We start from the raw sequence: 19896 nt of genomic DNA, 5'->3' as shown, positions 1-19896 counted from the left end.
GCCGAACAAGATATAAATAGATCGGCTCTGCCAATATATTGATTGAATTAATAAAAGAGAGAATAGATGTCACTTTTAACTCAAGTTGGACAAAGCTTATTACAAGATGGGCTAGCAATAGATGATTTACAAAGCTATTTAAAGCGTATCCATGAGCATCAAATTGACTTCTCTGATCTGTATTTTCAAGGCAGTCGTCATGAGTCTTGGGTACTCGAAGACGGTATCGTTAAAGACGGTAGCTTCCATATTGAGCGTGGAGTAGGTGTACGTGCAATTACTGGCGAGAAAACCGGTTTTGCCTACGCTGATGAAATTACCCCAAGTGCGCTAGAGGCGGCAGCTACTGCAGCGCGCGGTATTGCAACCGCAGGTGGTAATGCGCAAGTGAATGCTTGGGCTAAACAGGATCACAAAGCACTTTATATCAGTAGCGATCCAATCGCCGCTATGGAAGAAGTAAAAAAAATCGAGCTACTTAAGCAAGCTGATGCTTATATTCGTAGTCTAGACAGTCGCATTATTCAGGTGGTTGTGAGCTTATCTGGGGTACATGAAGAGATTTTAGTGGCTGCAAGTGACGGCACATTAGCGGCCGACATTCGTCCGTTAGTACGCTTTAATTGCAGTGTTATTTTAGAAGAAGATGGCAAGCGTGAGCGTGGCGCATCAGGTGGCGGTGGTCGTCACGATTACAGCGTATTAATTGAAGATGCAGATGATGGCTTACCATATTGTTTCGCCTTTGCACGTGAGGCCGTGCGTCAAGCTCAAGTGAACTTGCACGCTATTGACGCTCCTGCGGGGGAAATGCCTGTCGTGCTTGGTGCTGGCTGGCCAGGTGTATTGCTGCATGAAGCTGTTGGTCATGGTCTTGAAGGTGACTTTAACCGTAAAGGCAGCAGCGCCTTTAGCGGTAAAGTTGGTCAGAAGGTGGCGTCTGAATTAGTGACTGTTGTTGATGACGGTACCATTGCTAATCGTCGTGGCTCATTAACCATTGACGATGAAGGCGTTGCAACCCAAAAGACGGTACTGATCGAAAACGGTATTTTGAAGGGTTACATGCAAGATAAGCTAAATGCTCGTTTGATGGGCCAGCAATCTACAGGTAATGGACGCCGTGAATCTTATGCGCATTTACCAATGCCACGTATGACCAATACCTATATGCAAGCAGGTGAGTCAGATCCAGCTGAGATCATTAAGTCAGTGAAGAAGGGGATCTATGCGCCTAACTTTGGTGGTGGTCAGGTAGACATTACTTCGGGTAAGTTTGTGTTTTCGGCTTCTGAAGCTTATTTAATTGAAGACGGTGAAGTTACTCAAGCGATTAAAGGTGCAACCTTAATTGGTAATGGTCCAGAATCAATGAGCCAGATCTCTATGGTAGGTAATGATCTTGCCTTAGATAAAGGCGTTGGTGTGTGCGGTAAAGATGGCCAAAGCGTTCCAGTTGGTGTTGGTCAGCCTACATTGAAGTTAGACAAATTAACTGTCGGCGGTACGGCTTAACAACGGCGGATTGAGCTTTATACCTGCTGTTACTGTTAATCCGTATCGGCTAAAGGTTGGCTATTAATAAGCAAAAAAATCCAATATCGTCTAGGATTTAGCGATAGGAGTTTCGCCTAAGTCCTAGCTTGCAATATATAGCAATGATAGTATTTACCAATGGAAATAGAGTAAAAGCTCTAGAGGTGTTAATGAAACGTTTGCTGTGTGCATTTATAGTCACTTTGCCGCTTGTTGTTCAAGCTAAGCCAATGACCTTTGATCAGGCTTGGCAGCAGCTGACCAAAGTTAGCGATAAACTGCAGGCTGGGGCGCAAGAGGTTAATCGCGCTGAGGCAGAACGTGAAGCAGGTGAAGATATGAACCTGCCATCGATCAACCTAACTGGTAGTTATACCCGCTTAGAAAAACCGATTGAGTTAGATCTGCGTGATCTTAATCCGCTTGCCTCGCTTGATCCGGCAACGCTGCCGCCAGCATTGGGCGGTGCATTAGCCGGGATCCCCGGAAGTTTATTTGTTACCCCGTTTACCGAACAAGATATCTTTCGCTCTAGTTTGCAAGCGATGTGGCCTATTTACACCGGCGGAAAAATTACTGCAGCTCAAGGGATCCATGAAGCTCACGTAGCTGAAAAGGAGCAAGAGCTTAAGTTAACCCATCGTGAGCTTTTCTTACAGCTGGTGGATCGTTACTACGCGGTGGCTGTGACTCACTCTCTTGCGCAAACCCAATCAGAACTCGTCGATTCACTTACCTTACATGCTTCACACGCAGAGAAACTAGAACAGCAAGGGCAAATCGCTAAAGTAGAGCGTCTCAATGCACAGGTTGCGCTTGAAAATGCCAAGGTGAGCTACGGCAGCGCTAAGCGCCAGTCTGAAATGGCAATGATTGCATTGTCGCGCATGTTACATGAGCGCCAAGTTAACACCACTTCACCGCTGTTTATGTTGCACAGCGCACCATCATTACCACAGCTAGCGCAATTAACCATGGCGCAGCATCCAGCATTAAAGTTAATAGAGGCTAAAGAGGCACAAGCCAAAGGTTTGGTGGACGTTGAGAAAGGTAGCTATCTGCCAACAGTATTCCTTTATGGTAATTACACCTTGTATGAAGATGACAGTTTGTTCTCTCAAATAGAGCCTGACTGGATGCTTGGGGTTGGTTTTACCATGCCGTTACTGAGTAGGGATGGCCGTAGTGGTAAGGTTGAAGCTGCACAAAGCGCTTTGCTTCAAGCGCGATATACCAAGGCGCAAACTCAACAAGATCTCAATTTACTATTGGATCAAAGTTACCGCCAAATGCTGCAAGCACAGGAAGAGGTGTTATCGCTTAACACGTCTATGAGCTTAGCTGAAGAGAATAAACGTTTACGAGACATTGCGTTTAAGCAGGGGCTGTCGACTTCAATCGAAAAGGTAGACGCAGAACTTAAGCTTAATGCGGTTGCAACTCAGCAATTGGGCGCACAATACCGTTATGTACAAGCATACGCAAGACTCATGGCTATCAGTGGCCAGTTAGATGAATTTATAGGTAGAAGTATTCAGCAGGGAGATCTCAATGCGCACTAACCGTATTTTAGCCATATTAGCGCTAAGCCTATTAATTGCTGCATTAGCCTATGGGTTAATCCTTGCTTACAGCCCTAAGCCGCAGTTATTGCAAGGACAGATTGAAGCGCGTGAATATAACGTGTCATCTAAAGTACCTGGTAGGGTTGAGGAAGTACTCGTTAGACGTGGAGACAAGGTTACTGAAGGCGATCTACTTTACGCCATTTACAGTCCAGAGTTAAAAGCGAAGTTGATGCAAGCTGAGGGCGGCCGAGATGCTGCATTAGCTATGCAACAAGAGGCCGATAATGGTGCGCGTAAGCAACAGGTTGCAGCATCAAAAGAGCAATGGCTAAAAGCACAAGCTGCAGCTAAGTTGGCCCGTACTACTTTTGATCGAGTGGAAGTACTATTTAACGAAGGTGTACTGGCTAGACAAAAGCGTGATGAAGCCTTTACTCAATGGCAAGCGGCAAAATACACCGAGCAAGCTGCACTAGCCATGTATCAGATGACAGATGAAGGTGCGCGAGTTGAAACTAAAGCGGCGGCGGCAGGTAATGCCCGTATGGCTGAAGGTGCTGTTAATGAAGTTACGGCAATTTTATCTGATAGCCAAATGCGCTCGCCTAAAACCGGTGAGATAAGCGAAGTACTGCTGCAAGCTGGTGAGCTCGCACCAAGCGGCTTTCCTGTAGTAAGCCTAATTGATATGAGTGATGCTTGGGCGGTATTTCAAGTTCGTGAAGATCAACTTAAACAGTTCAAACAAGGTGATGTATTAAAGCTCACTATTCCGGCGCTAGAAAAGCAAGTTGAGTTTACTGTAAGTCACATTGCTGTGATGGGAGACTTTGCTACTTGGCGAGCAACTGAAAGTGGCCATGATTTCGATATGCGCACATTCCAAGTGGAACTGCGTCCTAATCAGCCTATTGCCGATCTCCGTGTTGGTATGTCGGTGTTATTCACCCTGTAAGGTAAGCGAGGAAGGCTGTGATAAAGGCGCTCAAGCGAGAGTTTACCGCTCTGCAAGACGATCCTTGGCAGTTGGCATTGGTTAGCTATATTCCGCTAATCAGCATCATTGCCTTATGGTTACTTTTTAGCGCGGGGTTACCGAGGCAATTACCCGTAGCTGTAGTCGATTTAGATAACAGTCAGACTAGTCGAGCATTGGCGCGGCAGCTACAAGCTAACCCTGTGACTAAGCCGATTAGTTATACCGGACTACCAAGTGCTGAAGCGGCGATGAAGCAAGGTGAAGTGTATGCTTTGCTCGTGTTGCCCTATGGCCTTAAGCGCGACTTACTAACCTCAAAAACACCGATAATTGATATTCGTTATAACAGTCAATTTCTTCTAGTAGGTAAGCTGCTATCGAGCCAGCTACAAGCCAGCATGGCTGATGGTTTAAAACCTTTAGGTGAACTAAAACTGCTTGCCGCTGGCGTGCCTATGGAGCGTGTTGCAGTCAATTTAAGTCCAGTTAGTAGCCAAACAACCGCCTTGTTTAACCGCAACAATAATTACGTTGGCTTTTTAGTGCCGCCAGTATTAATTGCCTTACTGCAGTTGGTGGCCATGATGGTATTTGCCAATAGCCTTAACCGCGAGTTGCGCTGGAATACCACCAAGCAATGGTATCAGCTCGGTGTTTATAAAGTTATAGCTGCCAAGGTTGTGTTCTATACACCATTGGTTTTGTTACATGGCGGCTTTATTTTAGCGCTTATCTACCTGTATTTAGGTTTACCTATCGCCGGCAGTATTGCGGTGCTGTTGATTGCGCAAACGCTAATGCTGTTAGCTGTTTGGCTGGTGGTTTTGACGATTTTCTTTGTCTTAAAAGACAGCGCTCGGGTTATCAGTTTTTGCACTGCCATGTTTGCGCCTGCTTTTGCTTTTATGGGCGTGACTTTTCCTACCCATGAAATGCCACAATTAGCCCAATGGTGGCGAGTTATTATGCCTACCAGCCACTATATTGAAACCCATATAGCTGTTGTTAGTTACGGCCAGAGCTTGATTGCGAGTTTGCCGCAAATGCTAAGTTATTGGGGCTTTTTGTTATTGCTTATTCCTATCGGCATTTTTGCTAAAAAGGGATTTGCAGAGTCTGAATTAGCTGCTACATCAGAAGCGGCAAATTCAATGGCACTGAAGGAGCAATAATATGAGTCTTTTACAGTTAATTTGGGCAGAGCTTAAAGCGATTCTTGCTGACAAAACGATTGTGATTACGGTGTTTGGCGGAGTGCTGTTTTACTCGATTCTGTATCCATTGCCGTATTTGCACCAAGTGCCAACAGAACAACAATTGGTGGTGATTGATCATGATAGATCTTCGCTGAGTCGTCAGTTGATACGTCATGCTGATGCTAGCCCTAAAATTTCTGTGATTGCCGAGTTGGGTTCAATTGATGAAGCCAAACGCTGGATTGAAACTGGCCGTGCTCATGGTTTATTAGTGATCCCCGCCAATTTTAGGCGTGACCTACTTTTAGGTAAGGGCGTGACCTTAAGTTATGGCGGCGATGCCAGTTACTTCTTGATCTATTCCGCTGTGGCGGAAGGTCTTATTTCGGCAGGTCTTGATGCTGGGCAAAATATACAGCGTTTAGGCATGTTAGCCCAAGGCGATAACGCTAAGGCAGTAGAGCAGAGCCTTAATGTGGTTAAGCTTAATAGCATTCCGGCATTTAACCCGAGCTTAGGTTATACACCGTATATTGTGCCGGGATTATTCTTGCTTATTTTGCATCAAACCTTGCTGATAGGCACCGGCATTCTGGGAGCTAGTCAGTGGCGAGCACAAGGCTATTGGCAACAAGTGAGTCCGCTTAAGTTAGTTTGTGGCCGTATAGCGGCATTTATGCTGGTGTATAGTCTGCTTAGCAGCTACTACGTTGGCTACTGTTACTATTGGTATGACGTTAGCTTACAAGCAAGTATCGGCCGAGTGGCTTTGTTGATGTTGCCATTTCTATTAGCTACGAGTGCAGCAGGGATCGCCTTTAGTAGCTTGTTTACTCGCCGAGACTTACCTACCCAAGTGTTATTGCTGATCTCTATGCCGATTTTGTTTGTATCAGGTTTTGTATGGCCTACAGCATTAATTCCTGAGCCTGTGGTGGCTATTTCGCAAATCGTGCCAGCGGTGCCGGGTATTATGGCGATGCTTGAATTAAATCAAATGGGCGCATCATGGCAGAGTATTATGCCGCAGTGGCTGCAGTTATGGGCCATGGTAGCGGTGTTCTTCGCTTTGGCTTATTGGGGCGTATCTAAGCGTTTAAAGCCTGTAAGTTGATTGCCATAATCTCTTTTTGCTAACGTAATATGACAAAGCCCGCGTTCATTAGTTGAACGCGGGCTTTTAACTGTCAGCGGTTATACTAATTGGTATTAGTTATGGTTGTGGTGCTGATAGCTCAACGCTAAATGAAATACCTGACTTGATTGCCTTAGGTGTTTCAGACTCAATAGATACTAAGCTGAGCTTTGTTGGCTCATCAGTGCTGGTAGGATCAATATCATTGGTCAACACAAAGCTAGTGCTGCTGCCACCATGGCTATTACGGTTGCGTACTTCATAAGGATCTGCATCTAACTCACCTTTGCTAGCCGTCGTTGTGATATTGGTTCCTGCCGGTAGGATCTGGTTAGCGCTATCGAAGAAACGTACATTAAATACTGAGAAACCACCTGCAGGGATTGCTGTGGTAATAATCTCTTCCGTTTGGCCATCGCTATAAATAAGGTTGCCATCTTGATGGATTTCAAAATGCGCATCAGAGCCTGACATCGTCATGATCAGGGCTTTACGGATATAAGTCTTATTAGCTTGGCCTTCACCACATAAGCTACCTGTGCACTGTGGGCCATTAAATTTGCCATCAGCACCTTGATAGTTAGCACTTGAGCCAGTATTAAAGTACGGCTCGCCTGCAGAGTGAGAAAATGATTCATCATCATCACGGAAGGCGTCACCTAAATCACTGAAGCCGCCAGCATGGTAGGTTTCGATATCCATACCGTTGCCTGAGCAGGCAACCGTGTCTCCGTTTGCATTTAAACAAGCTTCTGCAACAGCGCCACCATCTGCATCATCAAAGATATTATTACCGTTGGTATCAAAGAAGGTTTCATGGCCTAACGCATAAGCAAGTACTGTGATACGGTGATCTGGCACACGTGGATCTGCCGCAGTCCAATTAACACTACAAGTACCGTTTACCGTGGCACAACTTGGCTGAATTTGGCCACCTTCAGAGGTGAAGTTGATGGTAGTGTCATCAGGAGCAGGGTTACCAAAGCTATCTGATGCGAAAGCCGTAATGGTAACGACTTCACCGTTATGGTTAGCCGCTTCTGGATTAAATAAGCTGCTTGATAAGCTAAAGCCTAGCTGCTGTGGCAAACCAGTATTAATGGTGAGTTGTTCAGATTGGGTTGTGACAGACTCGCCATCAGATGTAGCTGTTGCTAGCACGCGTACTGGTGTTGGCATAGTGCCTGATAGCACTGTTGCGCTTACTAGGCCGGCAGAGTTACTGGTGTTGCTAGTCGTAATATTGCCATTAGCAAAAGCGATGCCGCCCACAGTGGTGTCGAGTGAGAACTCAACATCTTGTTGTGCAATTGGTTGGCCATTGGCATCGGCCACTTTAAAGGTGATCAATGATGACTCACTTGAACCTGTACCGCCTGCGCCTTGAATTCGAATAGAAGTAGGCTCTGCAGAAACAAAGCTTAAATTCGCCAGTGTTTGGCTCGCTAGTGAGAAGTCTAAGGTTGCCGAAACCGTTTGATTGCCAGCAATCACCGAAGCTGTGATCTGATCATCTCGTTCACTGTTACCACTACAACTTGTGTTTTGGAAAGTTGAGCTAGCTGTACCAGAAAGGGTCGTTACTGGTGAATCGATACTGGCATTATTACTTACTACGCAGCTCGAGCTGAATGTTACGCTGGTAGGCGTTTGCAGACGAGTGTAGCTACCATCTTCATTTTTAGTTGCCACATCTGCGGTGACACCAAATGTACCGCCGGCACTGACTGTTTTATCGTCAGGTAAGGTGGTTGCAAGTTGATTTTCTGTAAAGCTTTTGCCGTCAGCAGAGAAGTGGCCGATAACAATCACCCCATCGTCGCTAACGGCATCTTTAGCAAGCACTTCATATAAGCCTGAGCTTTGGTAGGTGACACCGTCATTCTCAAGGGTGACAGTGAAGTTTGCTGCGCCAAGTTCGCTATCTGTTGGGGTATAGCTAACCTGAGCAATGCCGTTATCTTTGGTCAGTGCTGAACTTGGATTTAAGCTAGCATTACCTGCAGTAAAGCTGGCCATTTTACCTGCAATGCCTTGTCCCTGCTCGTCTAAGAACTGTGCTTGTAGCTGCACTGTTTCTTCAGCTTTAAACTGGGTGACCACTTGGGTGCCATTAATGATTGCGCTATTTAGCGTAAATTTAGGTTCTGATGGATTAGTACTTGAAGTGAACTCAAAATTACGTGTAGCACTGGCATTATTTTCGCCTTCGCTAAAATTAGCGGTTAACGTGCCTGCGCCTTCAGCCCCTGTACTGTTACTGACAAGGATCTCTGCTTGACCACTATTGTTGGTCAGTTTAGTGGCTACTGAAAGCTCGCCAAAGCTGCTTGAAAAGCTAATAAGTTTGCCACTACGGTTGCTGTTGTCTTGTTTTAGGTGGGCGACAGCACAAAATGCACCATTGGCATCAAAACTTAATGAATCGGTTGCTTCTGCACAAGCGCCATTAACAACGGTTTTGTAACTGAGTGAAAGACTATAAGTACCACCGTTGTCGGTATCGCCACTGTCATCAGACGAGCCGTTACAGCCGCTTAATAGTGATAGGCAAAGAAAAGATAAAGGCAGAGTGGCCAGTGTTTGGGGCAGGCGCATGTGCATATTCCTTGTGCTGCAAATTTGTACTGGGTTCTAGGCGGGCTTTTTGTTTGAATTAAAACAAATAAAAAGCTCCCTAAGTCAGTTAAAGACTTAGGGAGCTATTGTGTAGTTATATAGCGATGATGTCTATATTTGTTACGATTAATCTTTGATCTCGTTACGTAAATATTTACTTAATTCTTTCGCTGTTTTTGACGCATCAATATCTGCGTTTTTTGAAAGCTCTTTCTTTGTTTGACGAACTAGCTGACGTAGCTTTTGGCGGTCAAACTCTGGGTGCTGTTCAATCAAGCTTTGAATTGCAGTATCACCCTCAGCAATCAGCTGGTCACGAGTTTTATCCGCAACATTGGTTTTAGCGCTTTCATTACTGTTTTGGTTCAACACATTTTTTAGTGCAAGTTCAAGCTCTTCTAGCTCGACATAACGCATGAGTTTGCCAATGTATTGAATATGACGACGATAAGCTTCGGTATTAATTTTGATGGTTTTAGCTTTCAAAATATTATCATACAGAGTTTCGTCTAAATTTAGCTTTTGCACTTGGCTTTTACTGAGTGCAACCAGCTTTTTGCCATACTCTTGATAAATGGCAATTTCGCGTTTTACGTCCGCTCTACTTTCGTAGTTATCATCTTGGTCGTACGGCTGGTGGAAGTGCTCTGAGTCACCGACAATCTTCATATCTAAAAATCTCTTACAAATTCTGTGCTAATAATAACATCTAAACTTGCTTATTTCCTTGTCTATTTTTGCCTGTAACAGCCTTTAACACGGCTTTTAGCGGCTAGTTAGCTGATTTTTTTTTGTTCAAGCTGGTGATTGAGCTAGTTGTAGTGGGATTATTTAATGAGATTGGCATTTGGGTTTGTTATGCTAGCGCCATTGCCGATAAATAAAGAGTAAAACTGTGTCTTCACCTAGCATTGATATTGAATTAGATTCCTTGAAAGACGCCGTTTCAATGGCGCTGGAATATGCAAAAACCTTAGGCACTTCAGGAGCTGAAGTTGCCATTAGTAAGCAGCAAGGCTTGTCAGTTTCAACCCGTATGAGAGAAGTTGAGACTGTAGAATTTAATAAAGATGGTGCTCTGGGGATCACTGTTTTTAGAGATGGCTGTAAAGGTAGCTCATCCACATCAGATCTAAGTAAAGCTGCGATTGAGCAAGCAGTAAAAGCGGCTGATGATATTGCTCGCTTTACTTCGGCAGATCCGTTCAACGGCTTGGCTGAAAAGTCGTTAATGGCGACTGAGTTTCCGGATCTTGATTTATACCACCCTGAAGATATTTCACCGGAAGAGTTAACTCGGCTTGCTGTATTAGCTGAAGAAGCAGCCTTAGATACCGATAAACGAGTACAGACTTCAGACGGCGCAAGCGCTAACGCACACTCGAGCGTGAAGGTTTATGGTAATAGTCACGGTTTCTTAAATGGTTTTTGCAGCTCGCGTTATAGTCTAAGTTGCGTAGCCATTGGTGAACACGAAGGTGGCATGCAGCGTGATTATGATTACACGGTTGCGCGCAAGTTCAGTGACATGACAGCCCCTGAGATTATTGGTCGTAAGGCTGCTGAGAAAACTGCGGGTCGTTTAGGCGGTCGCAAGATTGCTACCACGCAATTACCAGTGCTGTTTTCGCCTGAAATCGCGACCGGATTAATGGGTCATTTAGTTGGTGCGATTAGCGGAGGGAGCTTATACCGCAAATCGAGCTTTTTATTGGATGCGATTGATACGCAAGTCTTCCCAGACTGGTTTAGCATCCATGAAGATCCTTTGTTAGTCGGCGCTCTGGCAAGTTCTGCATACGACAGTGAAGGTGTGGCAACACAGGCTCGCGATATTATCGACAACGGTCGTTTAGCGACTTATCTGTTAACTAGCTACTCGGCACGTAAGCTAGGCTTAAGCAATACTGGCCATGCTGGCGGGATTTATAACTGGACACTGTCAACGACAGGGCAAACCTTTGATCAACTGGTTAAAGAGATGGGCACTGGTTTAATTGTGACAGAGGTGATGGGGCAAGGTGTAAACACAGTAACAGGTGATTACTCTCGCGGTGCAGCTGGTTTCTATGTTGAAAATGGCGTTATCTTGTATCCAGTTGAAGAGATCACCATCGCTGGTAACCTGAAAGATATGTATAAAAATATTGTTGCAGTCGCTAAAGATCGCGACTTACGTTCATCGATCCGCACAGGCGGTATTTTGATGGATAAGATGAAGATTGCTGGTAATTAAGCTAAGTATCGTGCAGGTTTAAACAGCAAACAACAGTAAAAAAGGCTTCCTAGGGGAAGCCTTTTTTATGGCCGTAATTCGCACGCTTGTCATAAAAGGTAAGTAACACGGATAAAAATATCATCAACAAACTTGCTTATATGAAAATCCATATATATTATTTGGCGTATATTTGTTTTTGCAATGAATTTGTCGAGAGCTGACTATGACACCGTTAAGTTTTTTTAAAGCCTTAGCTGATGACACCAGAATGCGTAGTTTACTGCTTATCCAAGCACAGTCAGAGCTATGTGTCTGTGAATTAATGGCAGCGCTTGATGAGATCCAACCAAAGGTTTCTCGTCACTTGGCGCAACTTCGTAAGCTTGGCTTATTGGTAGATAGACGCCAAGGACAATGGGTTTTTTATAGTATTAATCCTGAGTTACCAGGTTGGGCAAGTGAGATCTTACAAACTCTAGCGAACAATGAAGCTGAACTGATCGGTGGCAATTTAATAAACCTTGAGCAGATGGGCGATCGCCCTGAAAGAGTTAAACACTGCTGCTAACCGTTAAAACTAACCCTAATTGGGTTAGCAAAATTTTGTAGTAATAGGCCAAATATTATGGGTATTTTTGAACGTTATTTAAGTGTGTGGGTCGGTCTGGCTATTTTAGCCGGAGTATTTTTGGGGAATATAGCTCCAGATACATTCGCAGTGGTTGCTGGGCTTGAATATGCTCATGTGAACTTTGTAATTGCTGTACTTATTTGGGTCATGATTTATCCGATGATGGTGCAAATCGACTTTTCAGCTGTGAAAGATGTGGGTAAAAGCCCAAAAGGTTTAGTACTGACTTTAGTTATCAACTGGTTAATCAAGCCGTTTACTATGGCTGCATTGGGTTGGCTGTTCTTTAAAGTATTCTTTGTCGACTTTGTTGATCCACAAACAGCAAGTGAATATATAGCGGGCATGATTTTACTTGGCGTTGCGCCTTGTACTGCCATGGTTTTTGTATGGAGCCAATTAACTAAAGGCGACCCGAACTACACTTTAGTTCAAGTGTCGGTAAACGATCTGATCATGGTAGTAGCCTTTGCACCAATTACAGCACTATTGCTCGGTGTAAGTGATATTCAAGTTCCTTGGGCGACGCTGCTTTCGTCAGTAGGCTTGTATGTTGTCTTACCATTACTTGCCGGGATCGTAACTCGCTATCTGCTGCAGAAAAAAGGTGACGACACGCAGTTAAATGCGTTTGTGGCTAAACTTAAGCCTTGGTCTATGCTCGGTTTACTGTCTACTGTGGTGCTACTATTTGGTTTTCAAGCAGAAACCATTATCGCCGAGCCGCAAAATATTGCTTTGATTGCGATTCCGCTATTGATTCAAACTTACGGTATCTTCTTCATTGCATTTTATGCGGCGAAAAAGATGAAGCTGAGCCATAAAGTTGCGGCGCCAGCATGCATGATTGCAACATCGAACTTCTTTGAGCTTGCGGTTGCAGTAGCGATTTCATTATTTGGTTTACACTCAGGTGCAGCGCTCGCAACTGTTGTTGGCGTGTTAGTTGAAGTACCTGTGATGCTGTCTTTAGTGGCAATTGCTAACCGCAGTCGCCATATGTTTGCCGAAGAAGCAAACAGCTAAGCAGTTGCTTTAGGGCGAGTGCAGCAAGTCATGGGGGCAATTCTTGCGGTATCAATCCTGTAATAAGAAGCTAGCTTTAGTGACACAAACTAGATTTAAGCAATAACAGTTAAAACTCAAAACAGATTAAGAGACGACTATGACAATCAAAATTGGTATCAATGGCTTCGGTAGAATGGGCCGTCTGGCGTTACGCTCTGCATGGAGCAATAGTGATGTAGAGTTTGTACAGATAAACGATCCTGCAGGCGGTGCTGCTACCTTAGCCCATTTGTTGACCTTTGACTCGGTACATGGTCGCTGGTCTGAAGAGGCTACTGCTGATGGCAACGATATTGTTATTGGTGATAAGCGTATTATAACTACCCGCAATAAAGTGATTGCAGACACTGATTGGTCTGCCTGTGACGTGGTCATTGAAGCTTCAGGGGTGATGAAAACCAAAGCCTTACTACAAGCCTATTTGGATCAAGGGGTTAAACGTGTGGTAGTAACTGCACCAGTAAAAGAAGAAGGCGTATTGAATATTGTAATGGGAGTTAACCATGACCTTTACGATAAAGATATTCACCCAATCGTTACTGCAGCTTCTTGTACCACAAACTGTTTAGCGCCAGTGGTTAAAGTGATCCATGAAAAGATTGGTATCAAGCATGGTTCGATGACCACGATTCACGATATTACCAATACTCAAACGATCTTAGATGCGCCCCATAAAGATCTGCGTCGTGCGCGAGCTTGCGGTTTAAGCTTAATTCCGACAACCACAGGTAGTGCGACAGCAATCACCCATATCTTCCCTGAGTTAAAGGGTAAGTTAAATGGTCACGCTGTGCGTATTCCACTGGCAAACGCTTCTATCACTGATTGTGTATTTGAAGTTGAGCGCGAAACAACTGAAGCTGAGGTTAATCAGTTGCTGCAGCAAGCGGCAGAAGGTGAGTTAAACGGTATTCTAGGCTACGAAGAGCGCCCGCTAGTGTCGGTCGATTATAAAACCGATCCACGCTCAAGCATTATTGATGCGCCATCGACTATGGTTGTTAATGGTACTCAAGTTAAGCTGTATGTTTGGTACGACAATGAATGGGGCTATGCTAATCGTACTGCAGAGCTTGCGATCATGGTTGGTAAAATGGATCAGGCATAAAGATAAGAGCTTAGGAAGAGCAGGACGCTTTGCTTATAGAATCTAGAATCTAGGACCTAGGACCTAGGTAAAGCCAGATTGAAGTCGTGTCGCTTTTTGGCTGTTTCTTTTTTCTCGCATCCTCATTCCTTTATTAGGTGGTTTGATCGTGCTAACAAAACTTGCTTCTTTGCCGGACAGTATTAAGCAGTATTTAATCGTGACCGGTAACTATTGGGCGTTCACACTGACTGATGGCGCATTGCGCATGTTGGTAGTGCTGCATTTTTATGATTTAGGTTACACGCCGCTAGCTATCGCTATGCTGTTCCTGTTTTATGAGATTTTTGGTGTTGTGACCAACTTGGTTGGCGGCTGGTTAGGTGCAAGACTTGGGCTAAATCGAACCATGAACATTGGTCTTGGGTTGCAGATTGTGGCGTTATCTATGTTGCTACTGCCCACTGCAATGCTGACAGTGCCTTGGGTGATGGCGGCACAGGCAATGTCGGGGATCGCTAAAGATCTCAATAAGATGAGTGCCAAAAGCGCCATTAAAACTTTAGTGCCTAAAGGCGCGGAAGATACCTTGTATCGTTGGGTGGCTAGGCTTACTGGCTCAAAAAATGCACTTAAAGGAGCTGGCTTTTTCTTAGGTGGAGTATTGTTGTCGGCCGTAGGCTTTAAAGGTGCGATAGCTATTATGGCACTCGCGCTCTTGCTAGTGTGGATCTATAGCATAGTCAGTCTCAAAGCGGATTTAGGTAAGGCCAAAACCAAACCTAAATTTACCCAGATATTTTCTAAAAGTGACAGTGTGAATATTCTGTCTGCGGCTCGTTTATTTTTATTTTCCGCCCGCGATGTATGGTTTGTTGTTGCACTGCCAGTATTTTTAGCCAGTCAACTTGGCTGGCAGCATAGCAGTGTTGGGACTTTTCTTGCGGCTTGGGTGATAGCTTATGGCATAGTGCAATCTTTCGCGCCAGCGTTAACTGCTAGAAAGCGTACTCCTGACGGTAATACTGCGACGCTATGGGCTGGTGTACTAACCGTGGTTACCAGTGTTCTCGCGTTAGTCATGTTTACTGGTTGGCTTGCACCACAAGTGGCGTTGATTGTTGGCTTGATGGTTTTTGGTGCCGTGTTTGCGATTAACTCGTCATTGCATAGCTATTTAATTGTTAGTTATGCCGGTGAAGATGGTGTGTCACTGGATATTGGCTTTTACTACATGGCTAATGCAATGGGGCGTCTGCTTGGTACTGTGCTATCGGGCTGGGTTTACCAAGAAGCGGGCTTATCGGCTTGTTTGTTGATATCAGCCATTATGCTGCTGCTAACCTTTATTATTTCATTTAAACTGCCTCGCACTGCAGCGGCTTAGCTGGCTGCATCGACCTCATAGTGGTCACTGCTGTTTGTCATTTTTTGTTTGTCATAATGCCACCAAGTGTTATGACAACTTTTCATCTTACTGAGTTAGTTTATTTTCTAGCCTTTCCAAACGTTAACAATTCGTTGTACTCTGTTTGCTAAGTTGAGTGTTTTTTATATCGATTGGTATAAGCACCATCTTTGCTAGGACCTTTTGATCTTGGAGTGCAAATGAAAGATCAAAAAGCCCTAAATACACGATTATAAATATAAATAATAACGATAATTTCTCTGTATCGACGAGGTTTGAATGGAAGCTATTACGAATTTTGTAAGCATGATCAATGGGGTGGTCTGGGGGACACCAATGTTGGTGATGATTTTGGGAGTAGGCTTATTCCTTACTGTCGGATTACGCCTAATGCCTATAGTCAAACTCGGTACTGGCTTTAAGCTGTTATGGTCAGGTCGAATTCCAGATAAAGATAAAAACATGAAGGGCGAGATTAGCCCTTTTAATGCGTTAATGACATCGCTATCAGCCACTATTGGTACGGGTAATATTGCTGGTGTGGCTACCGCGATTTTTATTGGTGGACCCGGTGCGCTATTTTGGATGTGGTGTACCGCATTAGTCGGTATGGCGACTAAGTTTGCAGAAGCGGTACTTGCGGTTAAATATCGTGAAGTCGATGACAATGGCAACCATGTTGGTGGGCCAATGTATTACATCAAAAATGGCTTGGGTTCTAAGTGGGCATGGCTAGGTACAGCATTTGCGTTATTTGGTTCATTAGCAGGTTTTGGTATTGGTAATACAGTGCAGGCTAACTCGGTTGCCGATGCCTTAGGCAGTAACTTTGGCGTACCAAACTGGGTAACTGGTGTGATACTCATGGTGCTTGTAGGTGCAGTGCTAATGGGCGGTATTAAACGTATTGCCGATGTAGCGGGTAAGCTTGTGCCTATGATGACAGTTTTCTACTTAGCTGCGGGTGTGGCGGTATTGATAGTCTATGCATCTGAGATCCCGGCGGCAATAGAGCTTATTGTTCACAGTGCATTTAATCCTGTTGCAGCACAAGGTGGTTTTGCCGGTGCGGCGGTTTGGGCGGCTATCCGTTTTGGTGTGGCACGAGGTGTGTTTTCCAATGAAGCGGGCTTAGGTAGTGCCCCAATTGCTCATGCTGCTGCGCAAACGAATAACCCCGTCGCTCAAGGTTTAGTTGCTATGCTAGGCACATTTATCGATACCTTGATTGTGTGTAGCATTACAGGTTTGGCTATTATCGTATCTGGCGCTTGGACTTCAGGTGAGAATGGTGCAGCATTAACCTCGTTTGCTTTCTCTCATGCTTTCCCGTTAGGTAATTATGTCGTTGCAATTGCGCTGACCATTTTTGCATTTACCACGATTTTAGGTTGGAGCTTTTACTGTGAGAAATGTGTGCAGTTTTTGTTTGGGGTAAAGGTGATCAAGCCATTTAGAGTCATCTGGACTCTAGTGGTACCGCTAGGAGCCGTGAGCTCATTAGAGTTTATCTGGTTATTGGCTGATACGTTAAATGCCATGATGGCCATCCCTAACTTGATAGCATTGGCATTGCTTAGTCCTGTGGTATTTGCGCTAACGCGTGAGTATTTCTTAAACAAGCGTGCAACGGACGCGGCTGAAAATAAAGGTTAAGCTTAAAACGAAAAAAGCTCCTGCATTTATGTCAGGAGCTTTTTAATTTATAGAGCTAACAGAGTGAGCTCATTTCGCTTTACACTTGCTTTGTTAGGCTAGGCCCAAAACTCATCGTCACTTAAATCGCGTTTCAATTGCGCTTGTTCAAGATAATCTTCAAGGCGTTTTTTAACGGCCTTTTTACGAGCTAGCTCTTCAGCTGTTTGTTGATCTTTAGGCGAAGTGTACGCTTCTAATTCTGCGTCGTTGGGCACCAACTCAAAAGTCTGAGCCATCACGAATTCCTCTTAGCTAGGTATCCATGTTCCGAGTCGCTTACGTTGCGTTTTAAAGGAATACTCTGATACCGTCGGTTAATAACTAAACAATGTTTGCGCCCCTTGGCTTACTTATTTAAACCTATTAGCGTGCGCTTAATTTGGAATTTAGCAGGAAGTGATTTAAAAATATGCGATCAATGTAACAAAATTACATATATCGCGCGTTTTTTATTATTTTGGATGTTTCTTAGTAGTTTAATGAAATTTAATAACGCAAATTACTTTTAAGTGAGGCGGCCATTTATGCTGGAAGTTAGCATAAATAGCCTGATTTACAGCATGTTATAGAGAAAAACTGTAGTTGTAGCCGAGGATAAACTTGGCATCATCATTTTTCAGATCTGTATCACTGACAGTAAAAGATACAGTACCAAGCTCGGTATCTTTGCTTAACGCTAGCGAGTAATCAGAATAGCTATCTGTATCGTACCAAGCTGTGATCACATCTCCTGTTGAATAGCCATAATGTGCGTCGATTGAAAGCGTATCTGACAGTGGATAACTTAAGTTGGCTTGAGCATAACCCATATCGCTATTATCCAGCGGTTCACTGGCGACATCATCACCTGCATGTACAACGTGAGAGTAGCTAACACTTAACCACTTCCAGCTAAGGGCTGCGGTAACTTCTGAAAAATCTACGCTGGCGTCAGCATCTGGGTAGGCGTAGTAGAGATAATTGATGTCATAACCAAAATCGTCAGTGAAATTGCCGCCAAAGCCAGCATAGAAGTCAACTTCATAGCTAGTATCATCACCAAAATCGACATTCGATGCCCAAGTGCCAGCATAAAAGCCTGACTCATGGCTATAGTCAATACCGCCTTGTATCGCTACTGCATCATCGGTTTGACTTACACCACGCCACAAGTAGTTTGATGTCGCACCAATGTTAGCCTCAACGGCAGCTTGTGCAGATACCGCCACGAGTGAGCTTAATAACAGAGCACTGGTTTTGATTAGTCGCTTGTTCATAGTATTCCCCTTAGATGAAACATTATTGTTTTTGATGGTCAGGGGTTATTTAGCAAGCTCTAAGCCAGAATAAACATCTAATTAAAACAGCTGTTTATTGATTGGATATGCAAGTGGTTGTGCAAAAATGATACAAGTTAGGGCACGGAGCACCGAGATGGGGCAGTTTGTTGAGATATAAAAAAACCTCCCAAGGGAGGTTTAGTTATTAACTGCGGAAACAGTGATTTAGTTAACGCTATCTTTAAGCGTCTTGCCAGCTTTGAACTTAGGTACAGTAGCCGCAGGGATCTGGATTTCTTTACCAGTCTGTGGGTTACGACCTGTACGAGCTGCGCGTTGAGTTGTTTCAAAAGAACCAAAACCAACGATAGAGATCTTGTCTCCATTCTTCATTGCTTCTGCAACAGTTTCTTCAAAAGATTTTAATGCACGCGCGGCTTCAGCTTTAGTTAGTTCTGCAGATTCAGCCATTTTTGCAACAAGTTCAGTCTTATTCATTTGAATAGTCTCTTCTTTCCGTAGATTAAATTGTTAGTAGCAAGACCTAACATGCCACAAGCTTTTGCATTTGAAAAGTGCTTTAGCCTTATCCTGCGGGCATTAAAGTCAAAAATAGGGGCGAATTCTCAATTTTTACTCTTCTAATAGCTGATATAAGATCTGTTTCACAACATTTGGCTCAAATGGCTTATCGCACAAGGCGTTAACACCGGCTTGTGAGACATTGTTCAAATGGGTTTCATTAGCTTCTGATGACACCATCAAAATAGGCACATGTGATTGTTGGCTATTGTTGCGAATGAACTGAGTTAAGGCGAGACCATCTACGCTAGGCATATTGTAATCAGTAATGACCAGATCAAACATTTGCTGCTGCATAAGCTCAATAGCTTGTTGACCATCTTCCGCTTCGGTTATTAAGCGTAGACCTAAATTGGTTATCGTACGCTTAATAATATTGCGAGCCATTTTACTGTCATCGACCACTAACACCCGCAGATCTTGCACATCAAAATGAGTGAGATCTAACTCATCATGACTCAATAGATCGATCGTTGCATTAATCGCTTTACCAAGATGTTCTGCACTAAAAGGCTTTGGCAAAATTGCCACCACACCAGATTGTCTATATTGCTCTAGTTGCTCACGGCGACACTCACTAGACACCAACATAAACTGAATGTCGCTAAAATGAGCTGATGACTTTATCTGTTGTAATAATTCTAATGCGGTACCATCGGCGTAATGCATGGCACTGGCAACTAGATCTGGCTGATGGCGGTTAATGATCTGCATAGCTTCAGCAAGGTTAGTTGCAGTTTGAATAAGCTTTATGCCTTCTTGCTCTAAACGCTGACAAATGATTTTTCTTTGTGTATCAGAAGGCTCTACCAGTAGGATAGAGAGTTCACTGGGCTGTAAATGGCTCATAAGTGTCATTACCGTTTTTAATTATTTTAGTATGGCGTCACATTACGTAATAGAGTTCAATCT

Annotated in this window: 17 protein-coding genes; 11 read left to right on the top strand and 6 right to left on the bottom strand. The window is 44.1% G+C overall.

Annotated elements, in window-relative coordinates; genetic code table 11:
* Window positions 1–66 precede the first annotated feature (66 nt).
* The 5 genes from tldD to L884_RS0105700 all read left to right on the top strand — a co-directional run bounded on the left by tldD (window position 67) and on the right by L884_RS0105700 (window position 6393).
* Complete coding sequence (gene tldD / locus L884_RS0105720; RefSeq protein WP_028766587.1) at window positions 67–1515, top strand: metalloprotease TldD; 1449 nt, start codon at window positions 67–69, stop codon at window positions 1513–1515.
* A gap of 191 nt (window positions 1516–1706) precedes the next feature.
* Window positions 1707–3098 carry a TolC family protein gene (locus L884_RS0105715; RefSeq protein ID WP_245603075.1) on the top strand — a complete coding sequence of 464 codons (1392 nt, stop codon included), beginning with the start codon at window positions 1707–1709 and terminating at the stop codon, window positions 3096–3098.
* Complete coding sequence (locus tag L884_RS0105710) at window positions 3088–4059, top strand: HlyD family secretion protein (protein WP_028766585.1); 972 nt, start codon at window positions 3088–3090, stop codon at window positions 4057–4059. The genes L884_RS0105715 and L884_RS0105710 overlap by 11 nt, the downstream gene beginning before the upstream one ends.
* A gap of 17 nt (window positions 4060–4076) precedes the next feature.
* Window positions 4077–5255 (top strand): ABC transporter permease, encoded by a 1179-nt coding sequence (locus tag L884_RS21810; RefSeq protein ID WP_051435552.1) that lies wholly within the window; start codon window positions 4077–4079, stop codon window positions 5253–5255.
* A 1-nt stretch (window position 5256) separates the two neighbouring features.
* Complete coding sequence (locus L884_RS0105700) at window positions 5257–6393, top strand: ABC transporter permease (RefSeq protein ID WP_028766584.1); 1137 nt, start codon at window positions 5257–5259, stop codon at window positions 6391–6393.
* 99 nt (window positions 6394–6492) lie between these two features.
* Here the strand turns inward: L884_RS0105700 and L884_RS0105695 are convergent, their stop codons facing one another.
* The gene (locus L884_RS0105695) at window positions 6493–9012 is read right to left on the bottom strand and encodes an Ig-like domain-containing protein (RefSeq protein WP_028766583.1); all 2520 of its coding nucleotides are present in this window, start codon (window positions 9010–9012) and stop codon (window positions 6493–6495) included.
* Between the two features lie 147 nt (window positions 9013–9159).
* Window positions 9160–9702 (bottom strand): ribosome biogenesis factor YjgA, encoded by a 543-nt coding sequence (gene yjgA, locus L884_RS0105690; protein ID WP_028766582.1) that lies wholly within the window; start codon window positions 9700–9702, stop codon window positions 9160–9162.
* 226 nt (window positions 9703–9928) lie between these two features.
* On the opposite strand from yjgA, the gene pmbA reads away from it, so the two are divergent.
* From pmbA to L884_RS0105655, 6 genes are all read left to right on the top strand, one after another.
* Complete coding sequence (gene pmbA, locus L884_RS0105680) at window positions 9929–11269, top strand: metalloprotease PmbA (RefSeq protein WP_028766581.1); 1341 nt, start codon at window positions 9929–9931, stop codon at window positions 11267–11269.
* Between the two features lie 205 nt (window positions 11270–11474).
* Window positions 11475–11819, top strand: a complete 345-nt coding sequence (locus L884_RS0105675; protein WP_028766580.1) for a metalloregulator ArsR/SmtB family transcription factor — start codon at window positions 11475–11477, stop codon at window positions 11817–11819.
* Between the two features lie 57 nt (window positions 11820–11876).
* Entirely contained in the window at window positions 11877–12908 is a 1032-nt protein-coding gene (arsB, locus tag L884_RS0105670) for an ACR3 family arsenite efflux transporter (RefSeq protein ID WP_028766579.1), read from the top strand.
* A 139-nt stretch (window positions 12909–13047) separates the two neighbouring features.
* Window positions 13048–14058, top strand: a complete 1011-nt coding sequence (locus L884_RS0105665; protein WP_028766578.1) for an ArsJ-associated glyceraldehyde-3-phosphate dehydrogenase — start codon at window positions 13048–13050, stop codon at window positions 14056–14058.
* 148 nt (window positions 14059–14206) lie between these two features.
* Window positions 14207–15424 carry an organoarsenical effux MFS transporter ArsJ gene (arsJ, locus tag L884_RS0105660; RefSeq protein ID WP_028766577.1) on the top strand — a complete coding sequence of 406 codons (1218 nt, stop codon included), beginning with the start codon at window positions 14207–14209 and terminating at the stop codon, window positions 15422–15424.
* A gap of 300 nt (window positions 15425–15724) precedes the next feature.
* Window positions 15725–17101, top strand: a complete 1377-nt coding sequence (locus L884_RS0105655) for an alanine/glycine:cation symporter family protein (protein WP_028766576.1) — start codon at window positions 15725–15727, stop codon at window positions 17099–17101.
* Window positions 17102–17199: 98 nt separating this feature from the next.
* On the opposite strand, the gene L884_RS0105650 is transcribed toward L884_RS0105655, so the two are convergent.
* The 4 genes from L884_RS0105650 to L884_RS0105635 form a co-directional block, all read right to left on the bottom strand.
* On the bottom strand, window positions 17200–17379 hold the full coding sequence (locus tag L884_RS0105650) for a PA3496 family putative envelope integrity protein (RefSeq protein ID WP_028766575.1): 180 nt from the start codon (window positions 17377–17379) through the stop codon (window positions 17200–17202).
* A gap of 327 nt (window positions 17380–17706) precedes the next feature.
* Window positions 17707–18399, bottom strand: coding sequence for a TorF family putative porin (locus L884_RS0105645; protein ID WP_028766574.1), 693 nt, complete (start codon window positions 18397–18399; stop codon window positions 17707–17709).
* Between the two features lie 228 nt (window positions 18400–18627).
* On the bottom strand, window positions 18628–18900 hold the full coding sequence (locus L884_RS0105640) for an HU family DNA-binding protein (RefSeq protein ID WP_012156924.1): 273 nt from the start codon (window positions 18898–18900) through the stop codon (window positions 18628–18630).
* Between the two features lie 135 nt (window positions 18901–19035).
* The gene (locus L884_RS0105635; protein ID WP_028766573.1) at window positions 19036–19833 is read right to left on the bottom strand and encodes a response regulator; all 798 of its coding nucleotides are present in this window, start codon (window positions 19831–19833) and stop codon (window positions 19036–19038) included.
* Window positions 19834–19896: the final 63 nt, after the last annotated feature.

The sequence above is a fragment of the Shewanella fidelis ATCC BAA-318 genome, assembly GCF_000518605.1.
GTDB lineage: Bacteria > Pseudomonadota > Gammaproteobacteria > Enterobacterales > Shewanellaceae > Shewanella > Shewanella fidelis.
This window is presented reverse-complemented; position numbering and strand designations above follow the sequence as displayed.

What these genes read in the sequence shown, in the direction of transcription:
- L884_RS0105635 (WP_028766573.1), bottom strand. Translation starts at nt 19,833, where the DNA reads ATGAGCCATTTACAGCCCAGTGAACTCTCTATCCTACTGGTAGAGCCT.
- tldD (WP_028766587.1), top strand. Translation starts at nt 67, where the DNA reads ATGTCACTTTTAACTCAAGTTGGACAAAGCTTATTACAAGATGGGCTA.
- L884_RS0105695 (WP_028766583.1), bottom strand. Translation starts at nt 9,012, where the DNA reads ATGCGCCTGCCCCAAACACTGGCCACTCTGCCTTTATCTTTTCTTTGC.
- L884_RS0105710 (WP_028766585.1), top strand. Translation starts at nt 3,088, where the DNA reads ATGCGCACTAACCGTATTTTAGCCATATTAGCGCTAAGCCTATTAATT.
- L884_RS0105700 (WP_028766584.1), top strand. Translation starts at nt 5,257, where the DNA reads ATGAGTCTTTTACAGTTAATTTGGGCAGAGCTTAAAGCGATTCTTGCT.
- yjgA (WP_028766582.1), bottom strand. Translation starts at nt 9,702, where the DNA reads ATGAAGATTGTCGGTGACTCAGAGCACTTCCACCAGCCGTACGACCAA.
- L884_RS0105645 (WP_028766574.1), bottom strand. Translation starts at nt 18,399, where the DNA reads ATGAACAAGCGACTAATCAAAACCAGTGCTCTGTTATTAAGCTCACTC.
- L884_RS0105665 (WP_028766578.1), top strand. Translation starts at nt 13,048, where the DNA reads ATGACAATCAAAATTGGTATCAATGGCTTCGGTAGAATGGGCCGTCTG.
- L884_RS0105650 (WP_028766575.1), bottom strand. Translation starts at nt 17,379, where the DNA reads ATGGCTCAGACTTTTGAGTTGGTGCCCAACGACGCAGAATTAGAAGCG.
- L884_RS0105715 (WP_245603075.1), top strand. Translation starts at nt 1,707, where the DNA reads ATGAAACGTTTGCTGTGTGCATTTATAGTCACTTTGCCGCTTGTTGTT.
- L884_RS0105655 (WP_028766576.1), top strand. Translation starts at nt 15,725, where the DNA reads ATGGAAGCTATTACGAATTTTGTAAGCATGATCAATGGGGTGGTCTGG.
- L884_RS0105640 (WP_012156924.1), bottom strand. Translation starts at nt 18,900, where the DNA reads ATGAATAAGACTGAACTTGTTGCAAAAATGGCTGAATCTGCAGAACTA.
- arsB (WP_028766579.1), top strand. Translation starts at nt 11,877, where the DNA reads ATGGGTATTTTTGAACGTTATTTAAGTGTGTGGGTCGGTCTGGCTATT.
- L884_RS0105675 (WP_028766580.1), top strand. Translation starts at nt 11,475, where the DNA reads ATGACACCGTTAAGTTTTTTTAAAGCCTTAGCTGATGACACCAGAATG.